Genomic DNA, 15133 nt, shown 5'->3' on the forward strand with positions numbered 1-15133 from the left:
TCTGTTGACCTCAAACTCAAATGTGGTGCTTCGCCCGTCATAAGCGCTTCGCGCTGGCTTCGCCTACGAGTTTGAGGTCAAACTACACAAACGAACTCCACTCAAGCGGGGGCTAAGAAATAAAGTGGGTATTTAAGCCTAATTTAGTAGGACTAATGACTAATGACTAATGACTAATAACAAAAATATGGAGGAAATTTGCGTGGAGTGGCAAGTGCGGGCGATTCGCGGGGCAACAACTGCCAGCGAGAATTCGGTGGAAGCAATTCGAGAAGCGGTGAGAGAATTGTTAGATGAATTAGAAGCAAAAAATGATATAAATCCAGAATTAATTATTAGTGCTACGTTTTCTGCTACTCGCGATTTAGATGCTGTGTTTCCGGCCGCGATCGCCCGCGAACGTTCTCACTGGTGCAATGTTCCTTTGTTGGACGTACAGCAAATGCACGTTGAAGGTGCTTTGGAACGCTGCATTCGGTTTTTAATTCACGTCAATTGGCCGGCACATACTGAAATTTATCATCCTTATTTGCGGGGAGCTCAAAATTTGCGCCCTGATAGGAATTTAGCGGTTATGGGGGCTGGGGAAAAATAATAGATTCACTTTGGGCTTGATTTAAAAGTTAACTCACCATTACAGGTGGGTTTATTTTTTACGGGACTTGATAAAGTACAAAACCTGCCCTGGGGATATACGATCAAAAGCTTTTATTATAAAAAAAACCCCGGCCTCTCAAAGAAACCGGGTTTTTTGTCAATCAGACGCTTTCTTGTGATGCAGCCTAATCCCTAAAAAAATGTCATATATAAAACTCCAAAAGTCCTTTTTCCCTTCCAATATTCCCAAACTTTGAGGGGAACCCTTCTCATCCAACAGCGGCTTCACAGCCTCATAAGCAGGCTTGTAATTGTACCAAGGAATAGAAGGCCACAAGTGATGAATCAGATGATAATTCTGCCCCAAAATCAAGATATTTAGAATAGGACTAGGATATACTCTGGCATTTTTCCAACGATCGCGCTCGTGAAACGGACGGTGCGGCAAATAATCAAAAAATAACCCCAAGGCCAACCCCACCACCAAAGCCGGAGAAAACCAAAAATTCAGGACGTAATCTAAATGGCCGTATTGAATCGAGATATACACGATCGCGATCACAAACAAACGACTGAGAAACCATTCCAATAATTCGTATTTCCGCCACAGTTTGCGCTTAAAAAAGAAAATCTCGTGGTAAAAAAACCTCGCAGCAATCAACCACAAAGGCCCGCCGGTCGAAACATAATGGTCTGGATCGTTATCTGGGTCATTAACGTGGGCGTGATGCTGCATATGTACCCGCGTAAACACCGGGAAAGCAAAACCCAACATCAGCGCGCTACCGTGTCCCAAAATAGCATTGATCGTGCGATCGCGATGGGCTGCATTATGAGACGCATCGTGAATCACAGTCCCAGCCATGTGCAAAGCCAACACGTTCAGCGTAAAACAGCACCACTGCGGCCATCCCCAACACCAGAAACCCAAGTTAGAAATCACGAGAATCGCTACTGCACTCAAAAATAGCAGCAGTGTCGGATTAAAGTCACCGGGAGGACTCAGAAACTCTTTCGGCACTGTCAGCGGCCGTCCTGCCTCCGACATCTTTGTTAAGACTCCTTAATATTTCACTCTTGCGTAGTATAAGATACAAGCCGGACAATAGTAAAGTTTTATGAAAGAACTCTGTCCGATCGCCAGACACTAGCGTCTGCACAAGCAAAAAAGTATTGCTGTTGTACAAGGATACCAGTGCTAGAGTAGCCACAAGAACTCAGCAGAAGAAACAAAATCAATGGGTATGTTTGTATTTATGTCAAGCCTGAGAGCGGAAAAATTTGCAAAAAAGAGCGCTCTCGAAGAAAAAATTACCGATCGGTAAAAAGTCAGATATTCTATATATTGTTCAATACCTGCTTTTTTGACCACTATCAAAATTTTTAAGACTTGAGACTAGCGTCATTGCTTGTAGTGCAAAGATGAAACGTTAGCCGAAATTTAAACAAGAAATCCACCTGCTTCCCCAGAACACCGCTGATGCAATTGCCAAAAGCCCTACGCCGGACTAAAATCGTCGCCACCATTGGCCCAGCAACTTCTGACCCACAAGTGCTGCGCCAGCTTATAGAAGCCGGTGCCACAACTTTGCGACTCAACTTTTCCCACGGAACAGAAGAAGACCACCAGCGCAGCATTCGCTTAATCCGGCAAACGTCCTTTGAACTGAACCAGCCGGTTGCCATCCTCCAAGACCTCCAAGGCCCGAAAATTCGTTTAGGGCGCTTTGAGACAGGCTCTATAGTCGTCAAAAACGGCGATCCTTTCATTCTCACCAGCCGCCAGGTTCCCGGCACCGAACTCATTTCTTCCGTCACCTACGACCCCCTAGCAGACGAAGTTCCAGAGGGAGCAGTGATTCTGCTCGACGACGGCAAAGTGGAAATGCTGGTCGAAAAAGTAGACCGCGCGGCGCGGGAATTGTACTGCCGCGTCGTAGTCGGCGGGCCGCTTTCCAACAACAAAGGTGTGAATTTTCCGGGAGTTTACCTGTCAATTAAAGCGCTGACTGATAAAGACCGCAAAGATTTAATGTTCGGCCTCGACCAAGGTGTCGATTGGGTAGCCCTGAGCTTTGTGCGGAATCCCCAAGATGTGCTCGAAATTAAAGAGTTGATTGCCAGTGCTGGCAAGCAAGTACCGGTGATTGCCAAGATCGAAAAGCACGAGGCGATCGAACAAATGGAGGAAATTCTCACGCTTTGCAACGGCGTGATGGTCGCCCGCGGCGATTTGGGAGTGGAACTACCCGCCGAAGACGTGCCGATTTTGCAAAAGCGCCTGATTGCTACCTCCAACCGCCTGGGCATTCCGGTAATTACCGCTACCCAGATGCTCGACAGCATGGTCAACAATCCCCGTCCCACCCGCGCCGAGATTTCCGACGTGGCCAACGCGATTCTTGACGGAACTGATGCAGTGATGCTGTCCAATGAAACTGCTGTCGGCAAGTTCCCCGTCGAAGCGGTGGCGACGATGGCGAGAATTGCGGTGCGGATGGAGAGGGAAGGAATTAAACGGAATATTAGGAATGTAGAAGATATTGGTCGATCGATCCCCAACGGCATCAGCCAAGCTGTCAGCCAAATCTCCGAACAGTTGAACGCCGCAGCCATCATGACGCTGACCAAAACCGGCGCCACAGCCCGAAATGTCTCGAAGTTCCGACCCAAAACTCCGATTTTGGCAGTTACTCCTCACGTAGACGTAGCCCGACAACTGCAATTGGTATGGGGAGTAAAACCCTTGCTGGTGTTGGATTTGCCCTCCACCGGCCAGACATTTCACTCTGCCATGACTGTCGCCCAGGAAAAAGAGTTAGTGTCCGACGGAGATTTAGTGGTGATGACCGCCGGTACTCTGCAAGGGGTTGCCGGATCGACGGATTTGATCAAAGTTGAAGTAGTGACAGCAGTTTTAGGCAAAGGCACCGGTGTGGGTTTGGGATCGGTGAGTGGCATGGCCAGGGTTGCTCGCACTGCTGCGGATGTAGGCAATTTCCACGCTGGAGAAATTTTGGTAGTCGAACACACAAGCGTCGCTTTTGTCGAGATGATTCGGAAAGCAGCCGGTGTGGTGACGGAGGAGGACAGTTTGACTTCTCACGCCGCGATTATCGGTTTGCGCTTGGGCGTGCCGGTGATGGTGGGCGTAAAGAATGCCACGCGCGTAATTCGCGACGGAACTATGCTGACGCTCGATATGCAGCGGGGTTTAGTTTATTCCGGGGCCAGAGGCGGCTCAACTGACGCGGAAGTGACCGTTTAACTGTTGGTGAGCTAGGAGTTGTGGAGTTTTGAATTAACTTCTACAACTCCTTGCTTTTTTCGCTTAGGTTGTGCTATAATTCAAAATTGTCTGTGCCGATGTAGCTCAGGGGTAGAGTATTCGATTCGTAATCGAACGGTCGTGGGTTCAAATCCCACCATCGGCTTTGGGTTTCAGCGATTTTTGTCTACGCTTTAGTCTATGAGTGAGATCAAACTGTGATCAAAACGCAGTTTAACTGCTCAAAAATGCTCTCGGCTACTTTGCCGAGAGCATTTTTATTTGCCCTAATTCCTTGTGTGGTGGAGATTGTGAATTTTTTAAATTCATATCGTTTCCGGTTGCATCGGAATAATAAAATCGAGTCAACATTTAACACTCAACCATTGAGTTTTTCGACCCGCCCGTCAACAGTCAACAGTTAACAGTCAACAGTCAATATTTTTTCTGGGAAGCATTGATCGAGAGAGGACTTGCATTCCTGACTAGAAACATGACCTGGTATTAGTTCGGGGGCCGGGGGAGGCGAAAACTCAGGGGACTGAGGATTTGATTGAGAGTTCGCAGTTGTTCAGCAGTTCCCAAACAAATCAGCATATCTCCTCCTTCGATCGCAGTTTCTCCGGTAGGCCCGACAATCAAAGTCCCGCCAGCGCGCCGCACTGCTAAAACCAAGGCCCCCGACTGCGATCGCAACTTGGCATTTCTCAAAGTTTGCCCGACGTAGACACAACTATTGGGATCGACCAAAAATTCCTCCATGTAAAAAGAACTGTCGGTGCCCGTCAAAACACCGTCTAAAAAATCCATAACTTGAGGCCGCAAAGCAGCCGCCGCCATCCGCTTTCCCCCGGTAATGTAGGGGGATACTACGGCATCGGCGCCGCCCCGCTGCAACTTCTTTACGGCTTCTTCTGTAGTGGCGCGGGCGATCGCCCGTACCTTCGGATTCAGAGTTTTCGCCGACATGACAGTATATAAATTCTCGGCATCCGAAGGCAAAGCTGCTACTATGCAAATTGCGCGATCGATCCCCACATTCACCAAAGTTTCGTCCAGAGTCGCGTCTCCTTGGACAGCCGTGTACCCCAGCGCCAAAGCTGCCTCAACCGACTGCACAGCCGAATCTATCACCACAAAAGAGATATATTCGGCCTGAAATTCCAAGGCAATTTGGCGGCCAGTGCGCCCAAAACCGCAGAGAATGTAATGCCCGATCAAAGAATCTACCAATCGTCGCTGCTGCCTAATTCTTGCTCCTTCTTGAAAATATCCTTCAATCAGCGCTTCTGTAAAGCGGTTGACGATGAAACCTATCACAATCACGCCCATCAAAATCAGGCATATAGTAAACATTCGCCCGCGTTGGCCGAGGGGGTGAAGTTCACCGTAGCCCACAGTTGCTAGGGTAAAGACTGTCATGTAAGCGGCATCTAGCAAAGGCCATTTTTCCATCTGCCAATACCAGAGAGTACCCGTGCATACAATGCCCCCAAGGGAGATGACTCCGTTTCTTAAGTCTTTTTGCAAGCGCTGGTACTTTTGTTCTAGAGTTGAATACACCGATCGGGCTGACCTATTACCTATTAGCTGCTACCAATTTTAACCATATCAGCCCTAGACGCAGGGGCGGTCAAAAAGCCAGTTTCTGCCTAGATACTTTGCTACCAAACTCAACATTTTGACTCTTAACCCGGTTTTTTTTGCGTGAGTTCCGACTGATCTCCAATCCCGTCGCAGAGGTGGCGATTGTTTTGATTTGCGATCGGATTTGTCTGCAAATAATTGCGGACTCCATTACAACCCTGCTGCAATAAATCGTCAAGATTAAAATTCCACAGCATCACCGTACCGTCAGCACTAGCACTAGCGATCGCTTTGCCGTCTGGACTAAAACTCGCACTCCAAACAGCATCCTTGTTACCTTTTAAAGTTTTGAGCAACGTACCGTCAATGTTCCACAGCCTCAGCATTTTGTCTGTGCTTGCAGATAGCAAAATTTGGCTGTCTGGACTAAAGCTGATATTTGTCACTCCACTTGTATGCTTTAAAATACTTAGCGGTGTGCCGTCTTTGCTCCAAATTCTCGCAGTTCCCCCAGCACTTGCAGCCGCCAGCATTGCTCCGTCTGGACTGAAAGTAACACTCATAATTTTATCACTTTCCATCTGTAAAGTTCGGAGCAATTTGATATCGGTGCTGGCTTCGATTGACTGCTGTTTTTGCAACTTTTCCGTAACCTTTCTCAAACTCCAAAGTTTAACAGTGCCATCAGTACCAGCCGCAGCAATTATCTGACCGTCTGGGCTAAAACTCGAGCTGGTTATCCAACCTCGATCCACTTGAAAAGTTGACAATTCTTCACCGCTGATTTTCCAGAGTTTAACAGTGCCATCGGCACTGGCAGAAGCAATAATATTACCATCGGGACTCAAAGATACGCTTGTTATTTGAGCGCTATGTCCTTTTAAATTGTGGATCAATGTGCCATTTTTTTGCCAAATTTTTACAGTTTGGTCGTCGCTTGCTGAGACAATAATCTGACTGCTAGGATTGAAGATAGCCCTAATAATTTTATCCGTATGCCCTGTTAATGTTGCTTGCAAAGTTCCATTAGTTTGCCAAAGTTTGATATAATTATCATCCGTAGCAGTCACAATCGTTTGACTGTCGGGACTGAAACTCGCGAAAGCAAGGGTACTGGCTTGAGTCTGCAAGCGGCGGCGTTCCCGAAAGTTGTAAACTGCCTGTTCGAGGGCGATCGCCACTCGCATCTGAATATCTGAGCTGACTCCGAGCGATCGTTTCATTTCTGTAACAGCTCTGATGCTTTCTAGCAGAGCTTCCTCTTTTTTATCCGCAGCAAATAGCGTTTCTGATAGCAAACTGAGAGTGAGAATTTTGTTGTTTCTTTCTTCGATGGACGGTTTTACCCAAAAAGCTACTATCAGGATTGATATTAATAGGACTGCGGCTCCTGTAACTGTTTGCACTCTCAGTTGTTGCTCGCGCCAAAGTTTAACTGCAATCGCTTTTTTCTGCTTTTGTGCTTCGCTTAGTTCCTCTAGTAACTTTTTTTCGCGACGCAGTTGTTCTATTTCAGCTTGATGCTGTTTTTCTTGATAGCGGAACTTGGCAAACTCAGCTTCTTGACTCGCACCTAAAAATTGATAATCTTGGGTGCTCAAGCTTTTATTTGCCGCCCACTGTCGGGCATCTTCCAGTGCTTGACCGCGCAACAAGCGAGATTCGTCTTGACAATTTGTAGCTATCCATGCTGTTATGGATTCAGCATAGGGGCGCAAGTCGCCGAGCGCTTTTTCTATCCAGTCATGGCTGAATATAGCGGCGTAAATGCGGTTGGATACGGTTAATTTTCCGGCTCGTTTTACTACTAATCCGCTCAGCCGCAATTCTGTTTGTTCGGGAGTATCATCCGCCCAAATTCCTCCTACCAGGGCGGGCACGGGGGCATCGCCCCTACAATCGGGGGGTTCTGAAAGTGGCAAGATTTTTTGATATAGCCCTAATAACCTACTGGCGCGGTGCTGACTTCTGAGAAGGCGATCGCGAATTGTTTTGATGTGTACCGGTTCATCGGATGATTCCCAATTATCAATAATATGAGATTGCACGATTTCGCTAATTAATAATTGATTTGTAGTAATAATTTCTGTTTTGATTTCATCGTTTGAATCTGATATAATTGAATCCGAAACTAAGCTTTTTACATGGTGCAGAATCAGCTTGCAAAGCTTTTGAGTCAGAAATGGCTGCCCTCCAGTCCAGTCCAAAATCTCTTTTAAAACCTCTTGAGGATTGTCTACTTTTCCCTCAAATCCCTTGGCTAAAGGCAGAGCTTCCTGTAAGTTAAAACCGTGCAATTCAATAGGTAAACCGATATTAAAGGGCGTGCGGGTTGCATCGCTAATTAAATCCGATGGCGTAGCTACTCCCAGCAAAGCAAATGTAATGCGCTGGTATTCTGAATTGTGAGCGCGTTTATTGTAGCAACATCTAATTAATGCAAAAAAATCGTCTAGCGGTTCTTGGAAACTCAGAACGCTATCAATTTCATCAATAAAAATGACCAGGTTTTGAGAAATTTTGACCAGCAGCAACTCTTCAATTAACTCTCCTAAGCGCTGCACCGGCGGCATCAACTCTCTCTCCCGCCACCAAGTCATAAACTCGACGGGGTTAAACAGGTTGAAACTGCACAATAGCTTGTAAGCGACGCCGCCGTACCACTTATCTAGAGAGACTTGCTGGTTGCCAATGTCCGAAAGGTCTATCGTAGCACAAGCAATGCCATCAGCGGAGAGTTTTTGTACAGTTCGCACTAGCAAACTGGATTTGCCCATTTGTCGGGAGTTGAGCACGTAACAAAACTCTCCGGCTTTGAGGGCTTGATAAAGTTCAGAGTCAGCTTGTCGCACTACATAAGTAGGTGCATTTTGCGGGAGACTGCCGCCGATTTGATATTGGTAATCGACTGTCATTATATTGCCTCTAGTGATAACTTTGTCTCAGTTCTATGGTGCCTGTAGCACAAGCAATCTTACCATTTTGATTGGTGGGTTCTGGTGGTTTAATTGTACCAGGAGAATCAGATCGGCACAATATAGATGTGGTCGTTATTTTATTTTTAGAAGGACTTAACTCAAGTTTTGTAGCAGGAATTACAAAAACTCCACCGACAAAGCTTTTAATATCTTTATGCTTTGAGACTCCATAATTAAATGTTGCTTTTTTTGTTGTATGGTGGGAATATTTGTAATTTTTTGTCTCGGTTTCAATAATGCGAATTCCTAAAGCCTTAACAGAAGTGCTAAAAACACTTTTTTCGGCAAAATAGGCTTGCTGACGTTTGTTGATTAAGCTAATATACATTCTGGGTTCCCATTGCTTGTTGTTCCTAAGCTTAACCTGAAAGGGTCGCACAACTAGCGAAGCTAATACTCCCATCACCATTAAACTCACTAACCATCGACAACCATTAGATTCAATGATAGCTGATTGAGAAATTTGTTGACTCATAGTTTTGTATCCTCTCTGTTTGTAGTAAAAATTTTAGTCCTGTAAATCTCAATTTAATGCCGATTTAATATTAGTAATTTACTGTCATTATCTTGCGTATAGTTAAATTATTGGGACCATTGTTTTGTGCCTTTACCACAAGCAATTTTCCCATTTTCATAGGTGGGTTCCGCTGGTTTAATTATACCGGGAGAATCAGCTTCGCACAATATGGACGTTGTAGTTCTTTCCTCTTTAGCAGCATTTGGCTCAAACTTTTTAGCAGGAACCAGAAAAACACCACCGACATAACTTTTTGACTTTTTTCCCTTTGCTACTGCATAATTAAATGCTGCTTTCTTAGTGGATCGAATTGAATACTTGAAATGTGTTGTCTCTGTTTCAATGCCAATTCCCAAAGCCTTAATAGAACTGGAAAAAGCATTTTTTTCTGCAAAATAGGCTTGCTGACCTCGGTTCGCTGAGCTAACATACTGTTGTGCTTGAAATGTCATATATGATGTCATATACTTATCATGCGCGCTATCACCCAGAAATGATGGCAGAGCGATCGCGCCAATGACTCCAATGCCCATTAAAAGCAATAAGCATCCGCAACCATTAGGTGAAATGCTAGCTGATTTAGAATCTTGTTGGCTCATAGTTTTGTATCCTCCCTGTTTGTAGTAAAGACTTTAGTCCGGTAAATCTCAATTGAAAGCCGATTTAATCTTGTAATCGACTGTCATTATATTGCGTATAGTTAGTTTGGTGAGACCATTGGTCTTGTGCCTTTACCGCAAGCAGTTTTACCATTTTCATAGGTGGGTTCCGCTGGTTGAATGCTACCGGGAAAATCAGTTTCGCAGAATATGAGCGTTGTAGTTATTTCCTCTTTAGTAGCATTGGAAACAAAGTTTTTTGGCGGAACAATAAAAACACCGCCGACATAACTTTTTAATTCGTTTTCCTTTGCTACTGCATAATTAAATGCAGCTTTCTTAGTGGCGCGAATTGAATACTTGAAAAATTTTGTCTCTGTTTTAATGCCAATTCCCAAAGCCTTAACAGAACTGGAAAAAGCATTTTTTTCGGCAAAATAGGCTTGCTGACCTCGGCTCATTGATCTAACATACTGTATCCCTTCCATTTTCTTGTATTTACATCCCTTGCAACCACCCAGAAATGATGGCAGAGCGATCGCACCAATTGCTCCAATGCCCATTAAAAGCAATAAGCATCCGCAACCATTAGGTGAAAGGCTAGCTGATTTAGAATCTTGTTGACTCATAGTTTTGTATCCTCCCTGTTTGTAGTAAAGACTTTACTCCGGTAAATCTCAATTGAAGGCCGATTTAATCTTGGTAATCGACTGTCATTATATTGCGTATAGTTAGATTATTTGGGCACTTGTGTTGTGCCTTTCCCACAAGCAATTTTACCATTTTCATAGGTGGGTTCCGCTGGTTTAATTGTACCGGGAGAATCAGCTTGGCAGAATATGGATATTGTTGTTGTTCCATCTTTAGCAGCATTTGGCTCAACTTCTTTAACAGGAACTAGAAAGACACCGCCGACATAACTCTTAAGTTGTGGTTGCTTGGAGACTCCATAATTAAAAGCAGTTTGCTTTGTGGCGCGAACTGAATACTTGTAATTTGTTGTCTCCGTTTTTATCCCAAGTTCCAAAGCATTAACAGAACTGGAAAAAACACTTTTTTCGGCAAAATCTGCTTGCTGAGCTTTGTTCATTGAGCTAACATACTGTTTTGCTTCCGACTGCTTGCTTCTATTGGTATTATTTAGATAAAATGGCAGAGCTATCCCATTAATTACTCCAATACCAGTTATAAGTAATAAGCATCCGCAACCGCGACAAGCTGCATTGCGAACTATTGATTCTTGATTTTTAGTCATGGTGTTGTCTCCTTAAATGGTATATACAAGGCGAATTAAATTCGGCGAAACCGAGCCTCTGGAACTGCGTTACCAGGAAGATCCTGGTAACGAGGAAAACGAGGAAATACTAATCTCTAAGCTCGCAGCTTTTGTACTTCTTTCCGGTCAATGGATGTGGGCTGAACCACTTTACTGCCGATCGCAAAATCGCGCAATTCCACTCTCGTAAACTTCACACCCCAAGGATCTGTCGCTGTATCCAACTCCTCTACTAAAGCATTATTGATTTCATGGCGAGCCGTGTAAAGTTCCTCCAGAGATAATGTCGCAATGTGAGTCCGAATTGAAAGAATCAGCATATTTAACATCGCTTCCTTGAGATTCTGCACCTTGTAGGAAGCTTTTTCTAAGTCAATAATTCGCCAGTAAACAATAAATTCAACGGTAATGGCAAGGCGATCGCGCGTCGTGCATTCTTGCGGTGGCAAGTTTAAAATTTGCTCGCGCAGAGTTTGTTTATAGGCAACTGTTTCCACAAAGGGAATCAAAAAAGTCAAACCAGGTTCAAGTTTCTTGCGATCGTACTTTCCGAAAATTTCAACTAAAGCCTCATCTCCTTGACGGACGATTTTGACGCTGCTGGCTAAGGATACTCCGGTGATTGCAAACAACACCATCAAAAAATACTGATACATAGTGAATCTCCTGGTAATTTTAAGCTGTGAACTAAAGAGGAATTGAGGTTGCGGCTAAGGTTTAGCCGTTGATGTGAATTAATCTGTCAGGTACAACAATCAGCGTGTTTCCTTCGCGGCGCAAAACATAAACTTTTTGTCGGGGTGCGATCGCCCCTTGGGAATCTTCATTGCGAGCTTTCCACGAAGCCCCTTCATAAATCACCATTCCGGTTTCTCCGGGAAAAATTTCGGAGATTGTTGTCGCTTCGGTTGCTTCGGGAATCACAAACTTTTTGCGAACAATAAAAATCGGTCGAATCCAGATGCTCAGCGCGAGGGCTATCCCCATCCAGTAGAAGATTTGCCAGTCAAAATCTTCATACATTATGTTGGCCCAACTAAACTGAAATGCTATAGATCCTCTCCACAAAATAAAGGATTCAATTAAAGCCGAAGCTCCCATCATTAGCACGTAAAACCTGTATTTCTGGGGCTGAGTTTTGATGATTAATAGCTCGATCGCACTAAGCACAACTCCCAGCAGCAGCCAGAATAGGGGCGGGGTGAAGGCGAAACCGGGTTGATTAGTGGCTGAGGCCAGCGACCAAATTAGGATAGAATGCACAATGCTTTTACCTCGTTGCGATGTAGCTCAACCTTGTTATTTCTAATCTAATCAGGTGGCTATTTGAGTTGGCGACTGAGTTATTGGAAAAATCATCGACTTTTCATCGACTTTTCATCGACTTAAGGGGCAGTTGGCATTTATGATGGTTTCAGTGTTTTGATTGTGATAAGCAATGCCACGATCGCTAAGGGTGCGCGAAGAGTGCATTCGCGCAGTTAAATCCTGTCTCCTGAGAAATGGCTTTCCCAGTCAGAAAATCCTGGCTGAGGATTTAGGGATGGCGCAATCTACTGTCAGCCATTTTCTGAATGGCAAACCTGTGGATTATGCAAATTTCATCGAAATTTGTCGCGGATTGGGCCAGGAATGGCGCGATATAGCCGATTTTGACGCGAATTCAGAGCCAGAGGAGGTAGTGCTGGTGAGGGCAAAAGTGGCGATCGTCTTCGAGGGCTTTCCTTCGGATCGCTTCGCTAACGCCAACGCCCGATCGACCTCACACAAAACCCTTCCCCAGCAGTTACACCAAGCTTTGAGTGCGGGAGGCCACGAAGTCTTTTTTATTAACAACAGCAGCGACTCAGCCTCATATTTAAAGCGTTGCGATTATTTGCTGTTGCTGATTTCCGAAGAATCGGCCGCTAGCGAAATGGTATTGGAACAAGTGCAGCTAGCCAAGGAATTGCACAATTTAACGGCTCACAAACCCGCAATTTTACCGATTTTCGTTGAATTAAATATACCGCTTTCTTTTGATTTACTGAGCTATTTAGAAGGTATTCAGCCCTGGCTGTGGGGCGGTATTGGGGACTCATTTAAGTTATTATCACAAATTTTAACCATTATCAAAGAAGGTCGCACATCGTTAACTGCCGACCATGAATTGGCTGTAGAGTGGAAAGTAATTACTAGCACCAAACAGTTAATAATTCAACCCCTGCCAGCAGCGCAGCCAGAATTGCCGGGAGGACAAGTTGAACTCACTTCTTGTTTTTATATCGATCGCCCTCCGATCGAATCCCGCTGTTACGAGACGATCGCCCAACCGGGAGCGCTGATCCGCATAAAAGCACCCAGACAAATGGGCAAAACTTCCTTGATGGCGAGGATTTTGCATCACGCAGAACAGCAAGGTTCTCGCACGGTAGCGCTGAGTTTTCAGCTAGCCAATAGGAAAATATTCGCTAATTCAGACACATTTTTGCAGTGGTTTTGTGCTAGCATCGGTCAAGAGTTAGGAATGCTGGAGCAGTTGCCCAAGTGTTGGGAATTAGCCGATTTGATTGGCAGCAATCAGTGCTGCAAGGCTTATTTTGAACAGTATTTGCTTTCAGAATCCTCAAAACCTCTGACGTTAGGCTTGGATGAGAGCGATCGCCTGTTTGAATCCCCGGAAATTGCTGATGATTTTTTTGGCTTATTGCGAGCTTTGCATGAAGAAGCAAAACGGCGCGATATTTGGAAAAAGTTTCGTTTGATTGTGGTGCATTCGACGGAAGTTTATATCCCGCTGGATGTGAATAAATCGCCGTTTAATGTGGGTTTACCGATTGAATTGCCAGAGTTTAATTCTCAGCAAGTGCAAGACTTGGCAAAGCGGCACGGATTGAATTGGAGTGGGAATGAAGTTGGAGACTTGATGGGGTTAGTGGGCGGAAATCCTTATTTAGTGCGGCTAGGAATGTATCATATTTCACGTCAAGATGTGACTTTAGATCGGTTAGTGAAAGAATCTGCAACTGAAGCGGGAATTTACAGCGATCATTTGCGGCGACATTTATGGAATTTAGAGAAATATTCGGAATTAATGGAGGCGATGAGAGAGATTGTGAGTGTTTCCCAGCCAGTTAGAGTGAGGTCAGAATTGGGGTTTAAGTTAAATAGTATGGGGTTGGTGAAATTGGATGGAAATCATTGCATTCCCAGATGTCGGTTGTATCAGGAGTATTTTGGCGATCGGCTAAATGGCAAATAATATGGAATTATTAAACCGCGAAGATGCTAAGGACACGAAGGAAGAACCCCCCCACCCCTAGGGCAGTTTCATTATCAGAAAAACCAGGATTTTGTAGGGGTAGTGCCCCTTACTTTTCCCGTTAAGTATGATTTGTAGCAAGAAGCCAGCCCTGGCACAGATCACGTAAATTTGACCAACCTCGCCAGAGGACTTGAATCCCAATTGGAGATTTACGCCGATGTTCAAGATAGCCTCCAAGATAAGCAACCGATTCCACTGCCCAGGCAACCGTTAACACAGGCGGAAATTTTGGGAATCTCGCCTTTAAAACTTGAATTTGTACTGGACTTAGAATTTCAACCGCAGGAGAATCAGGTTGATTACGATGTAGATAAGTAATCTGTAAAAGCTCGACGGCACAAACACTTAAAAAGCCTAACAAGGGCTTCATACCCTCAGCAGCAAGTCTGTAGCGCTCACACTTGCAGCCAGACTTAAAGATTTTATGATAATCTTCCACGCGCCAACGGTAAGTATACCAACGCAGCATCTTGAGGGCAGTTTCTATATCTTCTACGACTTCGGTAGTTAGAAGCATCCATTCTAAAGCTGTTTCGCCTTCTGGGCAATTAATTTCAGTTGCATAAACAGCATAAACTTGTAATGAATCACGATTCTCAAAGCGATAGGGAACTCGTAGTTTAACTTGAGAGAAGCGCACTGCCAATGAAGCTATCCTTCCCTGACTTTTACCAGTTTCTGGTACTTTGATTTCCTGCTCAAATTTGATTGGTTGCGATTCCAACTTTTTCCACAGACGTTCGCTATTCAGGTCTAGACTACGGTCATGGGCTGCACGTACTAATACTCCTGTATGTTTCAGTTGGCGTGAAGAATCGAACACTTCGGTAATATCTCCTTCTCTGTCGAAAACATGAATGATTCGGGTACTATTACTGACTTCATGCTCGACTTCGGTCATCGCTTCTACCCATCGATAAGACTCTTTTTCTTCAAATCGGCGTTGACGAGCAGCTTTTCGCACGAAAAGCTGTCGTTGTTTTTTGGCTGCTGCGGTTTCATCCTGC

Annotated in this window: 13 protein-coding genes and 1 tRNA gene; 4 read left to right on the forward strand and 10 right to left on the reverse strand. The window is 44.8% G+C overall.

The features are described from left to right. The first annotated feature begins 169 nt into the window (after positions 1-169). Positions 170-595: a chorismate mutase gene (aroH, locus tag QUA25_RS10495; RefSeq protein WP_445242186.1), complete on the forward strand. Its 426-nt coding sequence runs from the start codon at positions 170-172 to the stop codon at positions 593-595. 159 nt (positions 596-754) lie between these two features. On the opposite strand, the gene crtR is transcribed toward aroH, so the two are convergent. Then, positions 755-1645: a beta-carotene hydroxylase gene (gene crtR / locus QUA25_RS10500; RefSeq protein ID WP_333037395.1), complete on the reverse strand. Its 891-nt coding sequence runs from the start codon at positions 1643-1645 to the stop codon at positions 755-757. 432 nt (positions 1646-2077) lie between these two features. Here crtR and pyk point away from each other — a divergent pair, with 432 nt between their 5' ends. Continuing rightward, positions 2078-3865 (forward strand): pyruvate kinase, encoded by a 1788-nt coding sequence (pyk, locus tag QUA25_RS10505; RefSeq protein WP_333037396.1) that lies wholly within the window; start codon positions 2078-2080, stop codon positions 3863-3865. A gap of 94 nt (positions 3866-3959) precedes the next feature. Continuing rightward, positions 3960-4031 (forward strand) — tRNA-Thr (locus QUA25_RS10510). Positions 4032-4369: 338 nt separating this feature from the next. Here QUA25_RS10510 and QUA25_RS10515 read toward each other — a convergent pair. The 8 genes from QUA25_RS10515 to QUA25_RS10550 all read right to left on the reverse strand — a co-directional run bounded on the left by QUA25_RS10515 (position 4370) and on the right by QUA25_RS10550 (position 12085). After that, on the reverse strand, positions 4370-5428 hold the full coding sequence (locus QUA25_RS10515) for a potassium channel protein (RefSeq protein ID WP_333037397.1): 1059 nt from the start codon (positions 5426-5428) through the stop codon (positions 4370-4372). 125 nt (positions 5429-5553) lie between these two features. Further along, positions 5554-8367, reverse strand: coding sequence for an AAA-like domain-containing protein (locus QUA25_RS10520; RefSeq protein WP_333037398.1), 2814 nt, complete (start codon positions 8365-8367; stop codon positions 5554-5556). 10 nt (positions 8368-8377) lie between these two features. Continuing rightward, a complete protein-coding gene (locus QUA25_RS10525; protein WP_333037399.1) occupies positions 8378-8905 on the reverse strand; it encodes a type IV pilin-like G/H family protein in 528 nt (175 codons plus the stop codon). A 107-nt stretch (positions 8906-9012) separates the two neighbouring features. Then, on the reverse strand, positions 9013-9546 hold the full coding sequence (locus QUA25_RS10530; protein ID WP_333037400.1) for a type IV pilin-like G/H family protein: 534 nt from the start codon (positions 9544-9546) through the stop codon (positions 9013-9015). A gap of 101 nt (positions 9547-9647) precedes the next feature. Beyond that, on the reverse strand, positions 9648-10175 hold the full coding sequence (locus tag QUA25_RS10535) for a type IV pilin-like G/H family protein (RefSeq protein ID WP_333037401.1): 528 nt from the start codon (positions 10173-10175) through the stop codon (positions 9648-9650). Between the two features lie 107 nt (positions 10176-10282). After that, positions 10283-10801, reverse strand: coding sequence for a type IV pilin-like G/H family protein (locus QUA25_RS10540; RefSeq protein WP_333037402.1), 519 nt, complete (start codon positions 10799-10801; stop codon positions 10283-10285). 116 nt (positions 10802-10917) lie between these two features. Beyond that, the gene (locus QUA25_RS10545; protein ID WP_333037403.1) at positions 10918-11478 is read right to left on the reverse strand and encodes an SPFH domain-containing protein; all 561 of its coding nucleotides are present in this window, start codon (positions 11476-11478) and stop codon (positions 10918-10920) included. A gap of 61 nt (positions 11479-11539) precedes the next feature. After that, positions 11540-12085 (reverse strand): NfeD family protein, encoded by a 546-nt coding sequence (locus QUA25_RS10550; protein ID WP_333037404.1) that lies wholly within the window; start codon positions 12083-12085, stop codon positions 11540-11542. Positions 12086-12260: 175 nt separating this feature from the next. On the opposite strand from QUA25_RS10550, the gene QUA25_RS10555 reads away from it, so the two are divergent. After that, on the forward strand, positions 12261-14063 hold the full coding sequence (locus tag QUA25_RS10555) for an AAA-like domain-containing protein (protein WP_333037405.1): 1803 nt from the start codon (positions 12261-12263) through the stop codon (positions 14061-14063). A 121-nt stretch (positions 14064-14184) separates the two neighbouring features. Here QUA25_RS10555 and QUA25_RS10560 read toward each other — a convergent pair whose 3' ends face one another. Further along, positions 14185-15090 carry an IS4 family transposase gene (locus QUA25_RS10560; protein ID WP_445242187.1) on the reverse strand — a complete coding sequence of 302 codons (906 nt, stop codon included), beginning with the start codon at positions 15088-15090 and terminating at the stop codon, positions 14185-14187. Positions 15091-15133 lie beyond the last annotated feature (43 nt).

The organism is Microcoleus sp. Pol17C6 (genome assembly GCF_036701145.1).
Classification (GTDB): domain Bacteria; phylum Cyanobacteriota; class Cyanobacteriia; order Cyanobacteriales; family Microcoleaceae; genus Microcoleus.

Coding starts and splice junctions, on each gene's coding strand:
- aroH (WP_445242186.1), top strand. CDS start 170: ATGACTAATAACAAAAATATGGAGGAAATTTGCGTGGAGTGGCAAGTG.
- crtR (WP_333037395.1), bottom strand. CDS start 1,645: ATGTCGGAGGCAGGACGGCCGCTGACAGTGCCGAAAGAGTTTCTGAGT.
- pyk (WP_333037396.1), top strand. CDS start 2,078: ATGCAATTGCCAAAAGCCCTACGCCGGACTAAAATCGTCGCCACCATT.
- QUA25_RS10520 (WP_333037398.1), bottom strand. CDS start 8,367: ATGACAGTCGATTACCAATATCAAATCGGCGGCAGTCTCCCGCAAAAT.
- QUA25_RS10525 (WP_333037399.1), bottom strand. CDS start 8,905: ATGAGTCAACAAATTTCTCAATCAGCTATCATTGAATCTAATGGTTGT.
- QUA25_RS10530 (WP_333037400.1), bottom strand. CDS start 9,546: ATGAGCCAACAAGATTCTAAATCAGCTAGCATTTCACCTAATGGTTGC.
- QUA25_RS10535 (WP_333037401.1), bottom strand. CDS start 10,175: ATGAGTCAACAAGATTCTAAATCAGCTAGCCTTTCACCTAATGGTTGC.
- QUA25_RS10540 (WP_333037402.1), bottom strand. CDS start 10,801: ATGACTAAAAATCAAGAATCAATAGTTCGCAATGCAGCTTGTCGCGGT.
- QUA25_RS10545 (WP_333037403.1), bottom strand. CDS start 11,478: ATGTATCAGTATTTTTTGATGGTGTTGTTTGCAATCACCGGAGTATCC.
- QUA25_RS10555 (WP_333037405.1), top strand. CDS start 12,261: ATGCCACGATCGCTAAGGGTGCGCGAAGAGTGCATTCGCGCAGTTAAA.